This is a genomic window from Microvirga sp. BF8 (assembly GCF_059888585.1).
The window spans coordinates 1,261,872-1,280,634 of the sequence record NZ_CM187619.1; the positions used below are offsets into that span (position 1 = coordinate 1,261,872).

At 65.2% G+C, this 18,763-nt stretch carries 20 protein-coding genes; 10 read left to right on the plus strand and 10 right to left on the minus strand.

The features are described 5' to 3' along the window. The first annotated feature begins 40 nt into the window (after nucleotides 1–40). The 3 genes from cysE to AC522E_RS05980 all read left to right on the plus strand — a co-directional run bounded on the left by cysE (nucleotide 41) and on the right by AC522E_RS05980 (nucleotide 1,778). Complete coding sequence (gene cysE, locus AC522E_RS05970) at nucleotides 41–877, plus strand: serine O-acetyltransferase (protein ID WP_500749468.1); 837 nt, start codon at nucleotides 41–43, stop codon at nucleotides 875–877. Nucleotides 878–970: 93 nt separating this feature from the next. Further along, entirely contained in the window at nucleotides 971–1,183 is a 213-nt protein-coding gene (locus AC522E_RS05975) for a DUF3126 family protein (RefSeq protein WP_500749469.1), read from the plus strand. 64 nt (nucleotides 1,184–1,247) lie between these two features. Further along, entirely contained in the window at nucleotides 1,248–1,778 is a 531-nt protein-coding gene (locus AC522E_RS05980) for a gamma carbonic anhydrase family protein (RefSeq protein ID WP_500749470.1), read from the plus strand. A 15-nt stretch (nucleotides 1,779–1,793) separates the two neighbouring features. Here AC522E_RS05980 and AC522E_RS05985 read toward each other — a convergent pair whose 3' ends face one another. Further along, a complete protein-coding gene (locus tag AC522E_RS05985; protein ID WP_500749471.1) occupies nucleotides 1,794–2,483 on the minus strand; it encodes a transglutaminase-like cysteine peptidase in 690 nt (229 codons plus the stop codon). Between the two features lie 306 nt (nucleotides 2,484–2,789). Here AC522E_RS05985 and AC522E_RS05990 point away from each other — a divergent pair, with 306 nt between their 5' ends. Next, nucleotides 2,790–3,608: a rhomboid family intramembrane serine protease gene (locus tag AC522E_RS05990; protein WP_500749472.1), complete on the plus strand. Its 819-nt coding sequence runs from the start codon at nucleotides 2,790–2,792 to the stop codon at nucleotides 3,606–3,608. 132 nt (nucleotides 3,609–3,740) lie between these two features. Beyond that, nucleotides 3,741–4,172, plus strand: a complete 432-nt coding sequence (locus tag AC522E_RS05995) for a CBS domain-containing protein (protein ID WP_500749473.1) — start codon at nucleotides 3,741–3,743, stop codon at nucleotides 4,170–4,172. On the opposite strand, the gene AC522E_RS06000 is transcribed toward AC522E_RS05995, so the two are convergent. The 4 genes from AC522E_RS06000 to folE form a co-directional block, all read right to left on the minus strand. Further along, the gene (locus AC522E_RS06000) at nucleotides 4,173–5,186 is read right to left on the minus strand and encodes a patatin-like phospholipase family protein (RefSeq protein WP_500749474.1); all 1,014 of its coding nucleotides are present in this window, start codon (nucleotides 5,184–5,186) and stop codon (nucleotides 4,173–4,175) included. It lies immediately after the preceding gene. Nucleotides 5,187–5,283: 97 nt separating this feature from the next. Next, nucleotides 5,284–6,426, minus strand: coding sequence for an MFS transporter (locus tag AC522E_RS06005; RefSeq protein ID WP_500749475.1), 1,143 nt, complete (start codon nucleotides 6,424–6,426; stop codon nucleotides 5,284–5,286). Between the two features lie 236 nt (nucleotides 6,427–6,662). After that, nucleotides 6,663–7,073, minus strand: coding sequence for a phosphoribosyl-AMP cyclohydrolase (hisI, locus tag AC522E_RS06010; RefSeq protein ID WP_500749476.1), 411 nt, complete (start codon nucleotides 7,071–7,073; stop codon nucleotides 6,663–6,665). A gap of 64 nt (nucleotides 7,074–7,137) precedes the next feature. After that, nucleotides 7,138–7,779 carry a GTP cyclohydrolase I FolE gene (folE, locus tag AC522E_RS06015; RefSeq protein WP_500749477.1) on the minus strand — a complete coding sequence of 214 codons (642 nt, stop codon included), beginning with the start codon at nucleotides 7,777–7,779 and terminating at the stop codon, nucleotides 7,138–7,140. Nucleotides 7,780–7,935: 156 nt separating this feature from the next. On the opposite strand from folE, the gene AC522E_RS06020 reads away from it, so the two are divergent. The 3 genes from AC522E_RS06020 (at nucleotide 7,936) to thrS (ending at nucleotide 10,795) form a co-directional block, all read left to right on the plus strand. Further along, the gene (locus AC522E_RS06020; RefSeq protein ID WP_500749478.1) at nucleotides 7,936–8,379 is read left to right on the plus strand and encodes an iron-sulfur cluster assembly scaffold protein; all 444 of its coding nucleotides are present in this window, start codon (nucleotides 7,936–7,938) and stop codon (nucleotides 8,377–8,379) included. Further along, nucleotides 8,380–8,709, plus strand: coding sequence for a membrane protein insertion efficiency factor YidD (gene yidD, locus AC522E_RS06025; RefSeq protein WP_500749479.1), 330 nt, complete (start codon nucleotides 8,380–8,382; stop codon nucleotides 8,707–8,709). 73 nt (nucleotides 8,710–8,782) lie between these two features. Then, nucleotides 8,783–10,795: a threonine--tRNA ligase gene (gene thrS, locus AC522E_RS06030; protein ID WP_500749480.1), complete on the plus strand. Its 2,013-nt coding sequence runs from the start codon at nucleotides 8,783–8,785 to the stop codon at nucleotides 10,793–10,795. A gap of 220 nt (nucleotides 10,796–11,015) precedes the next feature. Here the strand turns inward: thrS and AC522E_RS06035 are convergent, their stop codons facing one another. From AC522E_RS06035 to AC522E_RS06045, 3 genes are all read right to left on the minus strand, one after another. Further along, nucleotides 11,016–12,353, minus strand: a complete 1,338-nt coding sequence (locus AC522E_RS06035) for a CBS domain-containing protein (RefSeq protein WP_500749481.1) — start codon at nucleotides 12,351–12,353, stop codon at nucleotides 11,016–11,018. 161 nt (nucleotides 12,354–12,514) lie between these two features. Then, a complete protein-coding gene (locus tag AC522E_RS06040) occupies nucleotides 12,515–13,351 on the minus strand; it encodes an RgsD C-terminal domain-containing protein (RefSeq protein WP_500750599.1) in 837 nt (278 codons plus the stop codon). A 58-nt stretch (nucleotides 13,352–13,409) separates the two neighbouring features. After that, nucleotides 13,410–15,863 carry a YfhO family protein gene (locus AC522E_RS06045; protein ID WP_500749482.1) on the minus strand — a complete coding sequence of 818 codons (2,454 nt, stop codon included), beginning with the start codon at nucleotides 15,861–15,863 and terminating at the stop codon, nucleotides 13,410–13,412. A 320-nt stretch (nucleotides 15,864–16,183) separates the two neighbouring features. Here AC522E_RS06045 and AC522E_RS06050 point away from each other — a divergent pair, with 320 nt between their 5' ends. Beyond that, on the plus strand, nucleotides 16,184–16,747 hold the full coding sequence (locus tag AC522E_RS06050) for a nitroreductase family protein (protein ID WP_500749483.1): 564 nt from the start codon (nucleotides 16,184–16,186) through the stop codon (nucleotides 16,745–16,747). A gap of 9 nt (nucleotides 16,748–16,756) precedes the next feature. Next, complete coding sequence (locus AC522E_RS06055; RefSeq protein ID WP_500749484.1) at nucleotides 16,757–17,365, plus strand: flavin reductase family protein; 609 nt, start codon at nucleotides 16,757–16,759, stop codon at nucleotides 17,363–17,365. Here AC522E_RS06055 and AC522E_RS06060 read toward each other — a convergent pair. Together AC522E_RS06060 and AC522E_RS06065 are read right to left on the minus strand one after the other, a co-directional pair. Further along, the gene (locus AC522E_RS06060; RefSeq protein WP_500749485.1) at nucleotides 17,362–18,234 is read right to left on the minus strand and encodes an HpcH/HpaI aldolase/citrate lyase family protein; all 873 of its coding nucleotides are present in this window, start codon (nucleotides 18,232–18,234) and stop codon (nucleotides 17,362–17,364) included. The genes AC522E_RS06055 and AC522E_RS06060 overlap by 4 nt on opposite strands. 6 nt (nucleotides 18,235–18,240) lie before the next feature. Then, the gene (locus AC522E_RS06065) at nucleotides 18,241–18,735 is read right to left on the minus strand and encodes a MaoC family dehydratase (protein WP_500749486.1); all 495 of its coding nucleotides are present in this window, start codon (nucleotides 18,733–18,735) and stop codon (nucleotides 18,241–18,243) included. Between the last annotated feature and the right edge of the window lie 28 nt (nucleotides 18,736–18,763).

Consider the following 18,763-nt stretch of genomic DNA (forward strand, 5'->3'; position numbering starts at 1 on the left):
AAGCTACTCCAATCGAACCCGGTTCGGCAGGGAGCACAGCATGACACAGGCACGAATAAAGCCGGGAGCCCCGGAGCGCGTCGCCGGGACCGTCGATCCGTTATGGGACCGGCTGCGGAGCGAGGCGGAAGCCCTGCTCCGGGCGGAGCCCGCCATGGGCGCGCTGGCCCTCGGCACCGTGCTCCACCAGCCGGGCCTGGAAGCCGCGGTGATCCATCGGGTCGCGACCCGGCTCGACCATGAGGCGCTCGGGGCCGATATCCTCGAGCAGACCTATCTCGAAGCCGTCGCCCTCGATCCGCAGATCGGCGAGGCTTTTCGCGCGGATATCCGCGCCGTGCTCGACCGGGACCCGGCGGCTACGCGGGCGCTCGAGCCTGTCCTCTATTTCAAGGGTTTCCACGCCATCCAGACCTATCGTCTGGCGCATTGGCTGTGGAATCACGGACGGCTGGATTTCGCCCTGTATCTCCAGAGCCGGTCTTCGGAAGTCTTCCAGACCGATATTCACCCTGCAGCCCGCATCGGCCGGGGCATCTTCCTTGATCACGCCACCGGCCTCGTGGTTGGCTCCACCGCCGTCATCGAGGACGATGTCTCCCTGCTCCAGAACGTCACGCTCGGTGGGACGGGTAAGGAACGCGGGGATCGCCACCCCAAGATCCGGCATGGGGTGCTGATCGGGGCGGGCGCCAAGATTCTCGGCAATATCGAAGTCGGCCACTGCGCCCGCGTGGCGGCCGGATCCGTGGTGCTGAAGCCCGTACCCCACAATGCGACCGTGGCCGGGGTTCCTGCCAAGGTGATCGGCAGCGCCGGCTGCGCCGAGCCTGCCCGGTCGATGGATCATTTCCTGTCCGAGATGGAAGGCATCTGACGCGCTTTTCCTTCCAGGGGACCCAACCCGGCTTGCCCGCGTTGGCCCGGCATGGCAAGTGCTGCATCCATGCAAACGATGAAAGGATGAGCGGTGGACAAAACGGAGATGGCGAAAGTCGAGCGATATCTGCGCCAGACTTTCGCAAACCACTCGATCCGTGTGGTCGGTCGTCCCAAGAAGACCGATTCGGCGGAAGTGTATATCGGCGACGAGTTCGTCGGAGTTCTCTTCGTGGACGATGAGGACGGCGACCGTTCCTTCAACTTCACGATGGCGATTCTCGATACCGACCTCGAGGATTGATCGCGGCGGCGCCGGCCCGGAGACGGGCCCGCTGCAACGCCCCCGAAACCCACCGGACGACCCCATGCCGATCTACAGCCTCGACGACCGCATGCCGGAACTGCCCGAACCGGGGCGCTTCTGGATTGCTCCGGATGCCCATGTGATCGGCAGCGTCCGCCTCGCGCCGGATGTGGGAATCTGGTTCGGCGCGGTGCTGCGCGGCGACAATGAACTCATCGATATCGGCGAGGCGAGCAATATCCAGGAAGGCGCCATGCTGCATACCGATCCCGGAGCGCCCCTGAGCGTCGGCGCTGGCTGCACGATCGGCCATCACGCCATCCTCCACGGCTGCACCGTCGGGGAAAACTCCCTGGTCGGCATGGGCGCGACCATTCTGAACCGGGCGCGCATCGGCGCAAATTCCATCGTCGGCGCCAACGCGCTGGTGACGGAAGGCAAGGAATTTCCGGATAATGCCCTGATCGTGGGCTCCCCCGCGCGGGTGATCCGGGCGCTGGACGATGGGTCCGTCGACCGTCTCAGGGCCTCGGCGCGCAGCTACGTGGCGAACTGGAAGCGTTTCGCCGCCGGCCTGAAGCGGATCGACTGATCCGCTTCGCTAAAATTACCGGTTCGCAGTGGTGGTGGGCGAGCTGATCGTGGGCGAAGTGATACCGCCCAGGGAGACCCAGCCCGTCGCCGCCTGGCTTTCGCGCTTGATGTAGACGTAGCCCGTCCGGTCCCAGGGATGGATGGTCGAGGTCTTGTTGTCGAGGACGTAGTCGCCCTGGTTCGTGCGGAGCAGGAGGACCGCATGGCCTTCGCCAAGCTCATCGATCACGACCGTCATGCGCATGGCACGACGGGGCAGGCCGCTGTCCGCAAGGATACGGCGCTTCAGGAGCTGGTAATCCTCGCAATCGCCCCGGCCGTCATCCGGAAAGCTCCAGATGTCCACGACACCCCAGTGGTCCGCGTCGGTGACGGCCTTGATCGAGGAATTCACGCGCTGGTTCACGGAGGTGATCAGTTTCCAGACCTGGGGAGTCAGCTCGATGGTCTGCGGCTCGGCCGTATTGACCGCGCATTCCGACGGGTATTTCTCGCAGAACTTCACCCAGCCCATGATCGGCTTGGCGCCGCCCATATCGGTAATCGAGTGGCCCGCCGGCGGAAGCGAGGCGAGGGTCTGTGCCTCGGCGAAGGAGACCGGAGCGAGGAGGGTTAGGCCGAGAAACGCTGTACGAACGACTTTGGAGGAAAAGAACGACTTTGTCGCCTGACCAAGGAAGTTTTTGAAATAATCCTGCTGCATGCCCCACCAGCCGGTTAATGTTCTTTTAACCAAACTGACACGGTCGGATTCGGGGCTCAAGCAGAAAGTAAAAGGTGAGTTAACGCGTCGCGGGTCGATGGGTTCCGTTATGGTTAATGAAAAGTTGCCATTCTTCCGCGACGGAAGCTAAGCCATTGGCATTGCTCGTGCCCGATCATACATGCAGCTGGCGCTAGGGGAACTGCCTCTGGAAATATTCTGTGTCAAAAAGGGCGGGACCGCCATCCCGTCTCCCGCCGCGGCACCTGCATTGGCGCCGCCCCACCCCCGTGCAAAGCTTGCCTCATGGCCCCGAATCCCTCCCGCCCGCCCCGCGAGCCGCTCCTCAACCTTCCGTCCATCATCGCATGGAGCATCGGCACGTTGATCGCCATCCACGCCCTAAGGATGCTTCTGTCCGAGGACGTGGATTTCCAGCTTCTCATCGACTGGGCCGTGATTCCGGCCCGTTGGGCGGTCGCCTACGGGGGAGTGGAGGCGCAGGAGATCCTGACCGAGGTGCGGCGGAGCTCCTCGGCTGCCGAAGCATCGCCGCTCGTCGCCCTCGCGCAGTTCGTTCTGCAGGACGAGGACGGCCGGCCATGGACGGCGTTGACCTACGCGCTGCTTCACGGATCCTGGAGCCATGTCCTCATCAATAGCGTCTGGCTTGCGGCCTTCGGAACTCCCATCGCCCGGCGCTGTGGCGCGGGACGGTTCCTGGCCCTCGCCACCGCGTCGGCCATTGGCGGAGCCGTGCTCTACGCCGTCGTGAATTCCCACCAGATCATGCCGATGATCGGGGCTTCTGCGGCCGTGTCGGGAATGATGGCGGCGGCGTCCTGGTTCATGTTCGCCCCGGCGGAATGGTTGCCGGAGGGACGACCATCCCATCCTCACGAGCGTCCGCGCGAGGCATTGCTCGATATCGCCCGCAACCGGCAGGTCCTGATCTTCCTGGGGGTCTGGTTCGCCGCCAATTATCTGTTCGGCTTCGTTCAGCCCTTCGGCGTCACGGATGCCAGCATCGCCTGGGAGGCGCATATCGGAGGATTCCTGGTCGGTCTGGCGCTTTTTCCCATCCTCGATCCGCTTCCAGCCCGCCAATCCCGCTTCACCGCTTGAAAAGGGCGGCGTTTCGCCGGATCATTGCTCTGCTGACGCTAGGTCATAGCTTGTTCCGGCAGGACAGCGGGCCGGTCGTCGGATTTGCGGCCGCGACGGCTTGGGCTTCGCAGCCGCGCAACGGAGGCGAGCATGTCCGTCAATCGAATTCTTTCGACCAAAGGCCGCAACGTCGTTACCATCGAACCGCAGAGGACCTTGGGCGAAGCGGCCCGGATCCTGGCTGACCGGAAAATTGGCGCGCTCCTGGTCGTGGACGGCTCCCGCCCGGTCTCGGGCATCATTTCGGAACGCGACATCGTCTGGGCCGTCTCTGCCCACGGGGCCAAGGCGCTCGACCAGCCTGTCTCACAGTTCATGACTGGGAAGGTCGTTACCTGCACGAGCCGGACGGCGGTCAACGATCTCATGGAGACCATGACAAACGGAAAGTTCCGCCACATCCCGGTGGTGGAGAACAGCTCATTGGTCGGCATCATCTCGATCGGCGACGTGGTGAAGTATCGACTGGCCGAAATCGAGGCCGAAGCCCAGGCCATCAAGGACTACATCGCCACCGCCTGATCATGCCGTCTGATTCGCCTCCTGAATCAGCTCGAGGATGTCGGGGAGGGCCCGTTCCGTTGCCTGACGGCCGAGGGTGATGCATTCCTCCGCGCGATGAAACTCGAAAAGCCCCATCTTCGAGAGCTTGGGCGCGATCATCACGTCCGGCGGGTCACCCGCGAGACGGGACCGCGCAATCCGATCCTGGGTGATATTGAAGGCGTCCACCATCACGGTGGCGATGCCCGGGGCATTGGGCTTGCGTGGCTTGCCCGCACGGGACGGCGGGAAGATTCCCCAGCGCCTGGGCTCGACCATCGCCTCCTCGATCTCCAGCTCGTCGCTCGCTTCGTCCGCCGAGTCGTAGGACTGGATCACGGTGCCGCGAATGCGGATCTCCCCGTTCAGGTTGACGCAGATCACCAGATCCGCGCCCATCGCCCGGGCTGCGGTGATCGGGATCGGATTCACCAGGGCACCGTCCATGAGCCAGCGCCCGCGGACAAGGATTGGATCGAACACGCCCGGCAGGGCGTATGAAGCACGCATTGCCTGGACCAGGGAGCCGCGGGTCAGCCAGATCTCATGCCCGCTCGCGAGTTCGGTAGCGATGGTGCAGAACCGGATCGGCAGGGATTCGACCTTCTGATCCGTCAGGTCCTCGTCCAGGAGCCGCTGCAGGCGACTTCCTGCGATCAGGCCGGATCCGCTGATGTGGAAATCGAGGAGACCCATGACCCGGCGCTTGGTGAGGGACAGCGCGAAGGATTCCAACTGATCGAGCTTCCCCGCCGCGTAGCAGCCTCCGACCACGGCGCCGATCGAGCAGCCGGCAATCACATCGGGCACGATGCCGGCGTCGCCCAGCGCCCGCAGGACGCCGATATGGGACCAGCCGCGGGCCGCGCCACCGCCGAGCGCCAAGCCGATTTTGACCTTGGCACGAGGATCCCGTTCAATCGGTGCATGCATGTCTGCAATGCCCCCACCGCCTGACCCGGCACTGCGCCGGGCGATGTTGTCCCACAACATGGCCGAACTCCAGACCTGCCCTGACTTTATGCGACGCCTGTCGTGAAAGTCTCATGAATAACGCGCGACAAGCTTATCAGGTCGGTCCCCGGGACAACTAAACCGCGGCCGGGCGGAGGACGAGGCGCGCGACGATGGCGATGACCAGGGCGCAAAGGGCGAGCAGGCCGAACATGGCGCGCAGGCCCATGAGATCTGCTCCGAACCCGATCAGGGGCGGGCCGAGGAGGAGGCCCGCATAGCCGAGCGTGGCGACCATGGTGACGCCCATGCTCGGGGGGATGCCGCGGGTTTCCGCCGCAGTGCTGAAAAGAACCGGCACCACGTTGGCGAGGCCGAGTCCCACCAGGGCAAACCCGATGGTGGCGGGAGCGGGATGCGGCACCAGGATCGCCGTGCCAAGGCCAAGTGCCGCTAGGAGACCGCCCGCCACGAGGGCCCTGGCACGCCCGAGGGCGCGGACGGCGAAATCGCCCATGAACCGGCAGATCGTCATGGTGAGCGAAAAGGCCGCAAAGCCGCTCACCGCCTTTTCGAGGGACGCTCCAGCAATCGTCCTGAGGTAGATCGCCGACCAATCGACCATCGCACCCTCCACCAGGAAGCAGAGGAGCGTCAGCCCCGCAAGCGCCAGGATGCCCCGGCGGGGCAGGGCGAGGCCATGGCCCCCGCGGCCGCGATACGTCTCGCTGATCGCGAAGAAGGATGCCGCCAGAAAGAGCAGGGCCACGCCGCCGCAGGACAGCAGAAGAGTCGGGACGAGGCCGAAGTTCCAGGCGATGAGTGTTCCGGAGGCGGCCGCGCCCAGCAGCCCGCCGAGACTGAAGAAGGCGTGGAACGACGACATGATCGCCTGGCCCCAACCGCGTTCCACGAGGGTGGCGTTCGTGTTCATCGACACGTCCATCGTGCCGTTGCACGCCCCGGCGACGAAGGACGCCGCCACGAGTGCGGGCAGTGTCGCCGCGAAACCTGGAAGCAGCAGTGTCGCCGCGAAGCCAAAGGCAGACGCGACAGCGACGCGGCCACTGCCGAGCGCCGCCGTGAGCCAGCCGATGAAGGGCATGAGCAGCACGGCTCCAAGGCCGAAGGCGAGGAGGGCAAAGCTCAGCTCACCATCGGTCAGGCCGAGCGCCGCCTTGAACCGCGGAAGCTGGGCCGCCCAGGTTCCGATCAGGAAGCCATTGCCGAAGAAAAGGGCGCTGGCGGCGGCCCGTGCCGGGAAAAGATCGTGTCGCATCGCCCGCCGTTCATAGACCGCAACGGAGCCGCTTTCATCCCGGCAAAGTGGGATGGCAGCCTTCCGAATTTGAAGAGGTGGAGGGGATTGTCATTCCGGGGCCGCGCAGCGGAGCCCGGAACCCACAGCCACAGGCGTGGAAGGATCGAGAGCAGCGCTCGCCGTTGCGTCCCGCCTGTCGATCTCAGCGGTTGTGGCTTCCGGGCCTGGAAAGCCGTCCCGGAAGCAATGCAGTTTCAAGCAAATACGAGGGCCGCCCCGCCATCCTCCGCTACCACCCTGCGGTAGAAGCAGGAGCGGCGGCCCGTATGGCAGCAGCCGCCGTCCCCGGCGACGTTGACCTTGAGCCACAGGGCATCCTGGTCGCAGTCGATGCGCATTTCGACCACGCTCTGGATCTGGCCGCTCGTTGCGCCCTTGTGCCAGAGCTCGCCCCGCGACCGGGACCAGTACCAGGCCTCGCCGGTTTCCAGCGTCTTCGCCAGGGCATCGGCGTTCATATGCGCCACCATCAGCAGATCGCCCGTTGCCGCATCGGTCGTGACGCAGGTCACGAGCCCGTCAGCTCCGAACCGGGGTGTCAGGTTTGAACCCTCCTCCAGCTCCGCTTTCGGGCCGGGGGCAGGAAAGGAATGGGACGCGCACATGGGAGAAACCTTGCAGGTGGCGAGCCGCGACGCCGTGGCTCTGGACGGGACGGAGAGGCTATTCTCAAGCCTTACCCTGCCGCAGGAGCGTGAGGAAGCGCACCTGCTCGGCCGGTTCGTCCTTGAACACGCCGGTGAACTGGGTCGTGATGGTCATGGCGCCGGCCTTCTGCACGCCGCGCATGGACATGCACATATGCTCGGCCTCGATCATCACGGCAACGCCGCGGGGTTCGAGAGACTCCACGAGGGCGAGGGCGATTTGCGCCGTCATGCTCTCCTGCGTCTGGAGGCGCCGGGCGTAGACCTCCACGAGGCGGGCGAGCTTGGACAGCCCGACGACGCCCCTGGAGGGATAATAGCCGATATGCGCCATGCCGTAGAACGGCACCATGTGGTGCTCGCAATGGGAGTAGAACGGGATATCGCGCACGAGAACGATGTCGTCGTAACCCTCGACTTCGGCGAAAATCTTGTCGAGGACCTCCCGCGGATCGTCCTTGTAGCCGGCATAGAGTTCCTTGAAGGCCTTGGTCACGCGCTTGGGCGTGTCGACCAGCCCTTCCCGGCGCGGATCGTCACCGGCCCAGCGGATCAGGGTGCGGACGGCTTCCTCGGCCTCCTCCCGGGTCGGGCGGTCGGCGGCCTTCAGCTTTTCCGTGAGTGGTTTCATATGCTTCGACAGGGACTCAACCACATCGTCCATGTGGTGCCTTTCTTCAGTGATTGGGATCAGGGGTGAAACCTGGGCAGTTCGGCATCCTGTGCGTGCGACCCCGACGCCTCGGTGCCGCCGGGTCGCGAATTCACGTCGTGAGGCTTATATTGTGCGTCGACGCCCATCTGTCACGTTAAGAGCGCAATGCTGAACGAGATCTATAGCCGCCGCATTCTCGAGCTCGCAGCCGCGATTCCCCATCTCGGGCGGCTTGCCGATGCCGATGCCAGCGCAACGGCCCATTCCAAGCTCTGCGGATCGACCGTGACGGTGGATCTGAAGGTCGAGGGCGACGTGGTGATCGGTTTCGCCCATGACGTGAAGGCCTGCGCCCTCGGACAGGCCTCGTCCTCGATCATGGGCCGCCACGTCATCGGATCGACGGCCGATGAGTTGCGTGCCGTCAGGGAGGCGGCCCGCCGGATGCTGAAGGACGACGGCGCCCCGCCGACGGGAAAATGGGAGGATCTCGCGCTGCTCGAACCCGTCCGATCCTTCAAGGCGAGGCATGCCTCGATCCTTCTCACCTTCGATGCCGTGGTCGACGCGCTCGACCAGATCGCGGCGCGGCGGTCCAAAGGACAATAGATGGCCAATCCCGCTCAGCAGGCGGCCCATGTTGCGATCCGTGGCTACCAACTGACCCTCTCAGGGCTGATCGGGCGCCAGTGCCGCCATCTGCCGTCCTGTTCCGAATACACCGACGAGGCCATCCAGAGGCACGGCTTCTGGGCCGGAGGCTGGATCGGCCTCGCCCGCATCTGCCGCTGCGGCCCCTTGGGGACGTCGGGGATCGACATTGTCCCTGAAACATTGCCCGACGCCTCCGCCTGGTATAAGCCCTGGTCCTACGGCCGCTGGAGAGGCGTCAATGCCCCGGCGATCGTCTGCGAGTCGGTCGAACCTGACGGCGATTGACTTCTCGTCCTTTCCACCATCCGTCGGCCCCCGCTTACCTGCTCCGTTGGCAGGAGTGAGCAAGGAGAACCTGATGATTACGCTGACATTTCCCGATGGCGCCCAGCGGCAATACGCACCCGGAACGACCGGGCGCGAGATCGTCGAAGGCATTGCCAAGTCCCTGGCCAAGCGCACCGTCGCCATGGCGCTCGACGGCACCGTCGTCGACCTGGCCGATCCGATCGGGCGGGATGCAAGGATCGAATTCCTCAACCGGGAGGATCCTCGCGCGCTGGAGCTGATCCGGCACGATTGCGCGCACGTTCTCGCCGAGGCCGTGCAGGAGCTGTTTCCCGGGACGCAGGTCACCATCGGCCCGGTCATCGAGAACGGCTTCTATTACGATTTCGCCCGCAACGAGCCCTTCACACCCGATGACTTCGCCGCCATCGAGGCGAAGATGCGCGAGATCATCGCCCGCGACAAACCTTTCACGAAGGAAGTCTGGGGCCGCGATAAGGCCAAGAAGGTCTTCGCCGACAAGGGCGAGAGCTACAAGGTTGAGCTCGTCGATGCGATTCCCGAAGGGCAGGACCTCAAGATCTATTACCAGGGCGACTGGTTCGATCTCTGCCGCGGTCCGCACATGACCTCCACGGGCAAGATCGGCAACGCCTTCAAGCTGATGAAGGTGGCCGGCGCCTACTGGCGGGGCGATTCGAACAACGCGATGCTGACCCGCATCTACGGTACGGCCTGGGCCTCCCAGGACGATCTCGATGCCTATCTGAAGCAGCTCGAGGAGGCAGAGAAGCGCGATCACCGTCGCCTTGGCCGCGAAATGGACCTCTTCCATTTCCAGGAGGAGGGCCCGGGTGTCGTCTTCTGGCACGCGAAGGGGTGGACCCTGTTCCAGGAGCTGATCTCCTACATGCGCCGCCGGCTGAAGGGCGACTATCAGGAGGTCAACGCGCCGCAGATCCTCGACAAGGCCCTCTGGGAAACGTCCGGGCACTGGGGCTGGTATCGGGAGAACATGTTCGTCACCAAGACTGAGGACGAGCGCGTTTTCGCGATCAAGCCGATGAACTGCCCCGGCCACGTGCAGATTTTCAAGCATGGGCTGAAATCGTATCGCGATCTGCCGTTGCGGCTCGCCGAGTTCGGCGCGGTCTCGCGCTATGAGCCGTCGGGCGCCCTGCATGGGCTGATGCGCGTGCGCGCCTTCACGCAAGACGATGCGCACGTCTTCTGCACAGAAGACCAGATGGCGGCCGAGTGTCTGAAGATCAACGATCTGATCCTCTCGACCTATGCCGACTTCGGCTTCGAGGACATCGTCGTGAAGCTCTCGACGCGGCCCGAGAAGCGCGTCGGCACGGACGAGATGTGGGATCATGCCGAGGACGTGATGATGCGCGTTCTCAAGCAGATCGAGGACCAGTCGGGCGGACGCATCAAGACCGGCATCAATCCGGGCGAAGGCGCGTTCTACGGCCCGAAATTCGAGTACGTGCTGCGCGATGCCATCGGCCGCGACTGGCAATGCGGCACCACGCAGGTGGACTTCAACCTGCCGGAGCGCTTCGGCGCGTTCTATGTCGACCAGGATGGGCAGAAGAAGACGCCGGTCATGGTCCACCGCGCCATCTGCGGTTCCATGGAGCGTTTCGCCGGCATCCTGATCGAGCATTTCGCCGGGCATTTCCCGCTCTGGCTCGCCCCCGTCCAGGCGGTGGTTGCCACCATCACCTCCGATGGCGACGACTATGCAAGCGAAGTGGTGCGCGCTGCGGAGAGGGCCGGCCTGCGTGTCGAGGCGGATCTGCGCAACGAGAAGATCACCTATAAGGTGCGCGAGCACTCGCTCGCCAAGGTGCCGGTGCTTCTCGTGGTCGGCAAGAAGGAAGCCGCCGAGCGGACGGTGTCGATCCGTCGCCTCGGCAGCCCCGATCAGACGACCATGACCCTCGACGAGGCCCTGAAAGTGCTCGCGGCCGAGGCCGTCACCCCGGATCGCAAGCGCGCCGCGAAGGCCCTGGCCGAGCCGGAGGAGCACCTCACCCTCGACGGTCACCATGTGGTGGCGCGGACGGTGGCGTAGGCGAAAGAGAGAGCCTCACCGTCGTTCCGGATTGCCGTCTGGCCAGTCCGGAACCCTCAGGAACCCATGGCCCCTGACGACGGGCTGGTTGCACCGGCAGCCGTCGCTCCCTGGTCCGAGCGATGGGTGTCCATGGGCCCGCAGCTCGGCGGGCTCCGGAATGACAATACTCCCCTTCACCCGTCCCGGGTGAAGGGGAGCGCTGACTGAAGGTCTCTCATCAACTCGTCTGTGGCTGCCGCCCTGTCCTGCGTCCCCCGGACGGGGACCCCCCTGCGACACCCGCCGTGCCGCTGCCGGGATTCCCGGTCGCCACACCGGAATCGCCGACCTCGGTCCCCGAGGGGTGGCCTGGCTGATGCTGACCGACCCGCAGGTTGTTCTGGACGTGGGTGACGCCGGAGACGGCTTCGGCGATGTCCTCCGCCCGCCGCTTTTCAGTGCGATCGCGGACCGTTCCGCTGAGCGTCACCTCCCGATCGCTGACGGTGACCTCGATCTCCGATGCGTCGAGAAGCGCGTCGTCCATGAGGTGCTCGCTGATATCCTCGCGGATGCGGTCGTCGGAGCGCCGGTAGCTCCGCGGGCCCTTGCCCCGATGCTCGCCGCGACGCACCTCGCCTCGGCTGCCCGTGGCATCATTCTCAAAACGGGTATTGCCCGGGCCGCTGCCATAATTGCTGTGGTCGCGCCTCTCGTTGACGAGGCTCCATGTGCGCTCCCGGTCCTGCATGCGCCGTTCGCTTGCGCTGCTGTCGTCACCGGGATGCTCCCAATGCCCGGTTGCGGTCGAGGTCCCGAACTGGCGCGGGCGATATCCGCCTCCGCCCCGTCCGGTATCATAGCGGCCATAGTCCTCGCCGTAATTCTGGTAGCCCTCGCCTCCAAACCCGCCGCGCATGCGCGGATTGCGTTCACGTGCGCCGACAGGGCCTCCCGTGCTGCCGAAGGCGGCGCGCTCGTCGTCCTCGTCCCGGAACTGGAAGCGGGCGGAGCCAGGATCATGCCGTCGCGTCGGGACATGCGGCGGACGCGGGGGCTCTCCACGGCCGCCCTCGCGCTCGCGACGGGTGAGTTCCCGTTGTTCGGTTTCGCTCAGCCACTGCCGACGAGGACGCTCCCAGCCGCCGGGCGAGCGATCCGGCTCGGAGGGGCTCGAGATCCGGTGCAGGGCCGTCGAGGCACTCGCCTGATCATCGGTTGCCAGATCCCCGAGGGCGACGATGCCGACGAGGTGCTTGTCATGATCGACCACAGGAAGGCGACGGATCTGATGATCGCTCATGAGCTCGACGATGTGGTTCACATCGTCGTCGTCGAAGCACCACCAGACGTTATCGGACATGATGTCCCGGACGAGAGTCTCGTCGGGGGGAAGGCCGGCCGCTGTCGCGCGCACGGTGATGTCCCGGTCGGTGATGACACCCTTGAGGCGGCGGCCATCGCAGACCGGCAGCGACCCGATATTCATTTCGTCCATCAGGCGCGCCGCATCGCGGATCGACCGGTCAGGCGCGATCACGCGCACATCGCGGGTCATAACCTCTGAAATCCTCATGAGCCTGCTCCCGTTTGAGGCCGCCCACGAAGGTTATCGATAAGGACCCGGCGACCGTGCATTCCTGCCCGTCAATGCCGCCGAGGGTGAAAAAGTTCAGGATTTCAGGGCATTTTCATGAATGGCGACGCTGGCCCAACGTCTGCAGCAACCCGAGGGCCCTACGGCTTGGCGACGATCTCCACATCCCGGTCGAGACCGCTCTCCACCTTGAAGTCGCGGGTATGGACCTTGCCCTCGTGGCGGGCGATGAGGACGTAATCGCCCTCCGCGAGCGTCACGGAGGGAAATGCGCCGATGGCTTCGCGGATCACGTCGCCGCCCGGCGTCAGAACGCTGAAGGCCGTTCCTGCAAAGGCCTCGCCACCCTCAGCCGCGACGAGCTTCAGGGTCACGGTAGCGGCGCGATGGTTCAGGGTCGCTTCCGTCACCTTGCCGTTTTCAACCTTCAGGTCCGCGCGCATGATCGCGTTCGCATCGCCGTAGGTGGAAACCACATGATAGGTGCCCTCGGGCAGACGGATCACCTGGTCCGCCTTGGCGTCGCCGATGACGAGTCGCCCTTCCGAATTCGAGCCGATCGGAACATAGACCGCGAAGGTGAGCTTGCTGGCCGGAATTGACGTGTCGCCGACCGCTCCCTTGAGCCGGAGAGCACCGGCGCTGATGACCAGGCGCTCGGTCAGCCCGCCGGACTGGATGCTGAAACGCTTCGAAGCGCCCGCAAACCCATAGGCGACGTGCACGATGTAGTTCCCCGGAGAAAGGGAAAAGGTCGGGGCCGGGCTGCTCGAGCGGGCGATGATGGTCGGCTGGGTCGTATCGCCCTTGTCCTCGTAGACCCGCCAGACGAGGCCGGACCTGATCGGCTGGTTGTCGGAAAAGACAGCGCTGGTTGCCAAGGTCACTTGACCAAGGGTGATCGGCGGCGGCTTCTGGCTCAGGGACGGAACCGCCGGCGGTGTCTGGGCCTGCGCGGCCCCGGAAAGGAGCAGCATCGCCAGGCAAAGGGAGGTCGGGCGCAATATCACGTCAAATCATCCACGAGGGCCGATTTCACCGCGGCCGAGGGGCTTCGGCGGTTCTGATCGGCTGTTCCTTCTTGCTTCTGACGAGGTCGGAAGCGGCCGCGATCAGGTTTTCGTACGACATGGGCCGAAAATTGAACTCGACCCGGTGCCGGCCCGCCGGAATCTCGACGCCGCGGAAGAGCAGGTTGGCGCGGAGTATCGGCTTGCGCTCCCCGTCCACGGTCACTTCCCAGCCGGGGTAATAGACGTCGTGCAGCACGAGCACGCCGGCCTCCTCCGCCTCCACGTCGATGGCGATGGAATTGCGCTGGTAGCTGACGATCTTCGTCTGATCGTGCAGGTCCTTCGGGCTCACGCCTTCCGCGGAGGAGGCATAGCGCTCCTTGAGATGATGCATGCTGGCATCGTCGATCAGCGCTTCGCTCTGGCGGTTGAATTCCGGCAGCTCCTCCTGGTCGAGGGCGGCCTCCGAATCCACGGCGCTGACCTCGTGGGCCATATAGACCCGCGGGCTGGCCCCGTTCAGCCGGTAGATCCACATGCGGCCCGTACCGTAGACGATCTCGGCACCCGTCAGGCGCGGGAAATGGCGCGGCATCCGCTCGATGGGACGATCGAGGACGAGATATTCGAGGCCGAGAAGGCTGGCGAGACGGCACTTGTAGCCCCGAAACGTCGCCGGGAAGGTGCGCAGATTGGGATCCTCGGCATTTTCGCCGGGCCCCACGGCCCGCTCGTAATCGGCCAGCCGAAGCGGGTTGTAGCCGATGATGTCCTCGAGCTGGAGAACCATGGAGGCATTCTGCCAGGGGCCCCCGAGGCCCAGGATCTCGACGCGGGGATAATCGCCCTGGGCATGACGGTCGGCAAGCTCGCGCTTGAGGATCTGGAGGCCCTGGAGCTGCTCCGGCGGCAACTGGCGGAACACGGCATAGCGTTCCGCGGGCTCGGCATTCAGGGGGGAGGCCGCATGGCGCAGGACGAGCTCTCCGCCGGTCATGGCGATGAGCAGGGCAGCGGAGATTTCGCGCCAGCGCGGAGTGCCGCTCGCTTTCGCCAGGAGGCCGATGAGAATGGCGGCTGCGACCAGGCCGAGGCCGATTTCGCGCATGGCCGCCGCCCCCTGTCCCGCGCGCAGGGCGAAGGCCATGGCGCTGGCAATGGCGGCGATCACGAGCGCCAGGGCGAGCATCGGCAGGAACAGATGGAGCTTGCCGAGCGCCGAAGCCGTCCACTTCGGGAGGCCGTCGACGATGTAGCGATGAACGAGATACCCCGCTGAAAAGGCGAGGATCACATTGATGAGAAACGTCGCATCCGCGGGACGACGATAGAGATCGACGCCCGGCATATGGTCGAAGATCATCTCGAAGCCCGGTGTGTACCGGCCGAGGGCATAGAGCAGAGCCAGCAGGCCCGTCACGAGGAAGAACCGGAATTCCCGCGCCAGCAAGCGGCCGCCCGCGATGCCGTGCCAGAGCAAGAGCAGGGCCGGGATGGTGCCGATGAAGAGATAGTTGGTGGCGCGATCCGTCCAGGTGCCCTCGGAGAGGCTGTGCCAGTCCGGCCCCCAGTAATCGTACGTCCAGCGCAAGGAGCCGAAAACATTGCCGAAGAGGACCGTCGCCAGGCTCTCAGGCGGGAGGGATCCCATGGCGGCGACCCCGAAGCCGAAGGAAGGCCGGGTCGACGTCGCCAGGAACTGCATCGTCAGCACGACGGGCACCGCCAGCAGCGCGCCGCCGATAACCGCCATCGAGAAAAGGACGCCGAGACGCGACTTGAAATAGGCGAGGGGGCGTGGCGCCGTGGCAATGCGGTAGCCGGCGGCGGCGATGAGCGTCATGTCGCACAGGAACGCGACCTGGTCGCGGCCGATGGTCATCAGGACGGCGACGATGGCGAACAGGGCCCCGAAGCGATAGGAGCGGCGGTCGAGGGCCTCCTCCAGCATGAGAAGCGCCAGGGGAAACCAGCCATAGCTCAGGATGATGCCGGTATGTTGCAGGCGGGCGCTCGCCGAGCCACCGAGAATGAACACGATCGCCGCGACCACCGCGCCCGCCGGATGCCATCCGCGCCGGCGGAACAACGGCACGAAGGCCAGGGCGCCGGGAAGGAAATGCGCGAAGACCACCACGTCGAAGAGCTTCATCGACGGTTCCGGAACGAGCCAGCCGAACAGGAGCATGGTGGGGGTGAACAGGAGCGACTGAGGATCGGCGGCGGAGGGATGGCCGCCGAAATGGTAGGGGTTCCAGAACGGCATCTCGCCATGGGCCAGCGCCGCGCCGAGGTAGCGCAGAGTGGGATAGAACTGGTTCTTGGAATCCCAGGGGACCACGGCTCCGGTCAGGGGCCACACGAGGGCCGCGAGGGCCCAGACGCCGACGATGATCGCCAGAGCGACAAGGGTCGGCCGCGTCGTCCAGATCCCGGGCCCAGGAGGGCCGCCCGATGCAGGTACTGATGTGCTCATTGTTGTTATAGCGGCGCTTGGCCGGTTAACTCCTACGCAGACTTAGACGAAGAAGCCCGAGCCGCGCGAGGGCCGCATCGCCGCCGATGGCAGCACGCCGCCGCTCCTTGCCATGCCCGGGAAACCTGCTTGGCGTGACGCCGCGCTCCCCCTATACATCCATCGCGATTTGTTTTGTGCGACGGCCCCCAACAATGCCCGCGCTCCCTCAAGCGCAACAAGACGGCGATACCATGGCAGGGGCTTGCCCTGTCGGGAACTCACCATCTTGAGGCATACCCACACAGTGTCTCATATAATCCTTGCCGGATGAAGGTCCTATGAACGAAAGCCTTGCCCGCCTTCAGCAACGCCGCTCGGTGCCCGCCCGCTGGCTCGCAGAGCCTGGCCCCAGCCCATCCGAGATCGACACCCTGCTGACTGTCGCCGCCCGCGTGCCGGACCATGGCAAGCTTGTCCCTTGGCGCTTCATCCTCATCGAGGGAGAGGGGCGCCAGCGGCTCGGGGCGGAACTGGAGAAGGTCTACCTGGCCGACCAGCCCGGTGCCGATGCCGAGAAGGTCGCGGCGGAGCGCGCGCGGTTCGCCCAGGCGCCGCTCGTGGTCGCCGTCGTGTCCCGGGTGACACCGCACGTGAAGATCCCAGATTGGGAGCAGGTTCTCTCCGCCGGCGCGGTCTGCATGAACCTCCTCAATGCCGCCACGGCCCTGGGCTATGGGGCGAGCTGGCTGACGGGGTGGACGGCCTATGACCGGCGCGTTCTCGATGCTCTCGGCCTCGCCCCCGAGGAGCGGATCGCCGGATACATCCATATCGGGACAGCATCGGAGACCCCGACGGACCGGCCCCGCCCGAACCTCACCGACATCGTCACCCGTTACTGACCGGCCCCCATGTTCTACGAAACCGCCGCCAAGAACCACGGCCTGCCCCACGATCCGTTCAAGGCCATCGTGACACCGCGACCCATCGGCTGGATCACGGCCATGAGCGCGAAGGGCGAGATCAACCTGTCGCCCTACTCGTTCTTCAACGCCATTTCCGAGAACCCGCCCATGGTGGCCTTTTCGTCCAACGGGCTGAAGGATGCGGTGACCTTCATCGAGGAGACGAAGGAATTCGTCTGCAACCTCGCGACCTACGATCTTCGCGAGCAGATGAACATCACCTCGGCGCCTCTCCCCCGGGGCGAGAACGAGATGGCCCATGCGGGCCTCGAGGCCGCGCCCTCCCGCCTCGTCAGGCCGCCCCGCGTTGCCGCGGCTTTGGCGGCGCTCGAATGCAAATGGGTCCAGACCGTGCCGCTCGTTCCCCTGGAAGGCGGCCAGCCGTCCTACCATCTCGTCATCGGACAGGTGGTCGGCATCCATATCGACGACCGGTTCATCGTGAACGGCCTCGTCGACACGGCTGCGATGCGTCCGATCGCTCGGTCGGGCTACCGCGACTATTTCGTCGCGACCCCGGAGACCAGGTTCGCGATGACGCGGCCTGGGGCCTAAAGCTTCCCGGCCCGTGCCAGGAGACGCTCTGCCCGGACGAGATGAGGGCGGTCGAGCATTTCTCCCGCAACGCCAACGACTCCGGCGCCAGGGTCGACCTTGAAAGCCGCCACCACGGCCTGCGCTTTCGCGATGGCCTCGCTCGACGGCGTGAAGGCCTCGTTGATGACCGGAACCTGGGCCGGGTGGATCGCCATCTTGGCGACGAAGCCGTCCCGACGGGCCTCGCGACATTCGGCGGCGAGGCCATGCGTGTCGCGGAAATTCGTGTAGACCGCATCGACGGCGTCGACACCCGCCGCTGCGGCGCCAAGCAGGGTCAGGGATCGGGCGAGCCGGTAGGGCTCGGTGTAACGCCCATCGTCGCCCCGATTGGCCTCCGCGCCGAGATCGGCCGACAAGTCCTCACCTCCCCAGGCAATCCCCGCGAGACGATGACTTGCTCCCCCGAAGGTCCCAAGGGCGAAGACGCCGAGGGCATTCTCCGTCGCGATGGCCAGTATCCGCGTGCTGCCGTCGTCGAGGCCGAACTCCGCTTCCCGGACCGCGAGCTTCGCCCCGAGATGCGAAGCGTCAATGCCGCCGACCGCCTTGGGCAGAACGATGCCGTCGGGCCCGGGTCCCATCACCGCGTCGAGGTCTTCGTCGATCATGCCCGTGGTCAGGCCGTTGACCCGGACGTAGAGGCGGGGACGGTTCGTTTCGAGCTTCGCTTCCGAAAGGAATTGGGCCGTGACCTGCCGAGCGCCCGCCTTGCCGTCGAGTGCGACCGAGTCTTCGAGATCGATCAGCAGCGCATCGGCCCCGGCGGTCAGCGCCTTGTCGAGTTTCTTGCGGCTGTCGCCGGGGACGAAGAGGAGAGAACGCATGGAATATCAAACCTCTATCGTCGTGTTGCGCTTGCGCATGAAGGCCTGGCGCCGGCACTCGGCCACCAGGGTTCCATCCTGCTTGTAGGCGCGGTGAAGAAACTCGACGATGCCGGCATCGGGCCGCGACTTCGATTCCCGCTTGGCGACGACATCCGTCGTGGCGCTGACCGTATCGCCCTCGAACAGGGGAGCCGGAAACCTCACGTCCGTCATGCCGAGATTGGCGATGGTGGTGCCGACCGTGGTGTCGTTGACCGAAATGCCGATCATGAGGCCGAGGGTGAAGAGGGAGTTCATCAGCGGCTGGCCCCATTCGGTCTCGGTGGCGCAGAAATGCGCGTCTATATGGAGGGGCTGCGGATTGAGCGTCATGTTGGAGAACAGCATGTTGTCCATTTGCGTCACCGTCCGGGTGAGGCGGTGGCGGATGACGTCGCCGATGGTGAAATCCTCGAAATAGAGGCCGCCGCGCGGATGCCTCGTCCTATCGTCGCTCATGCAAGGATCCTTGTTCTCGCCCGTCCTC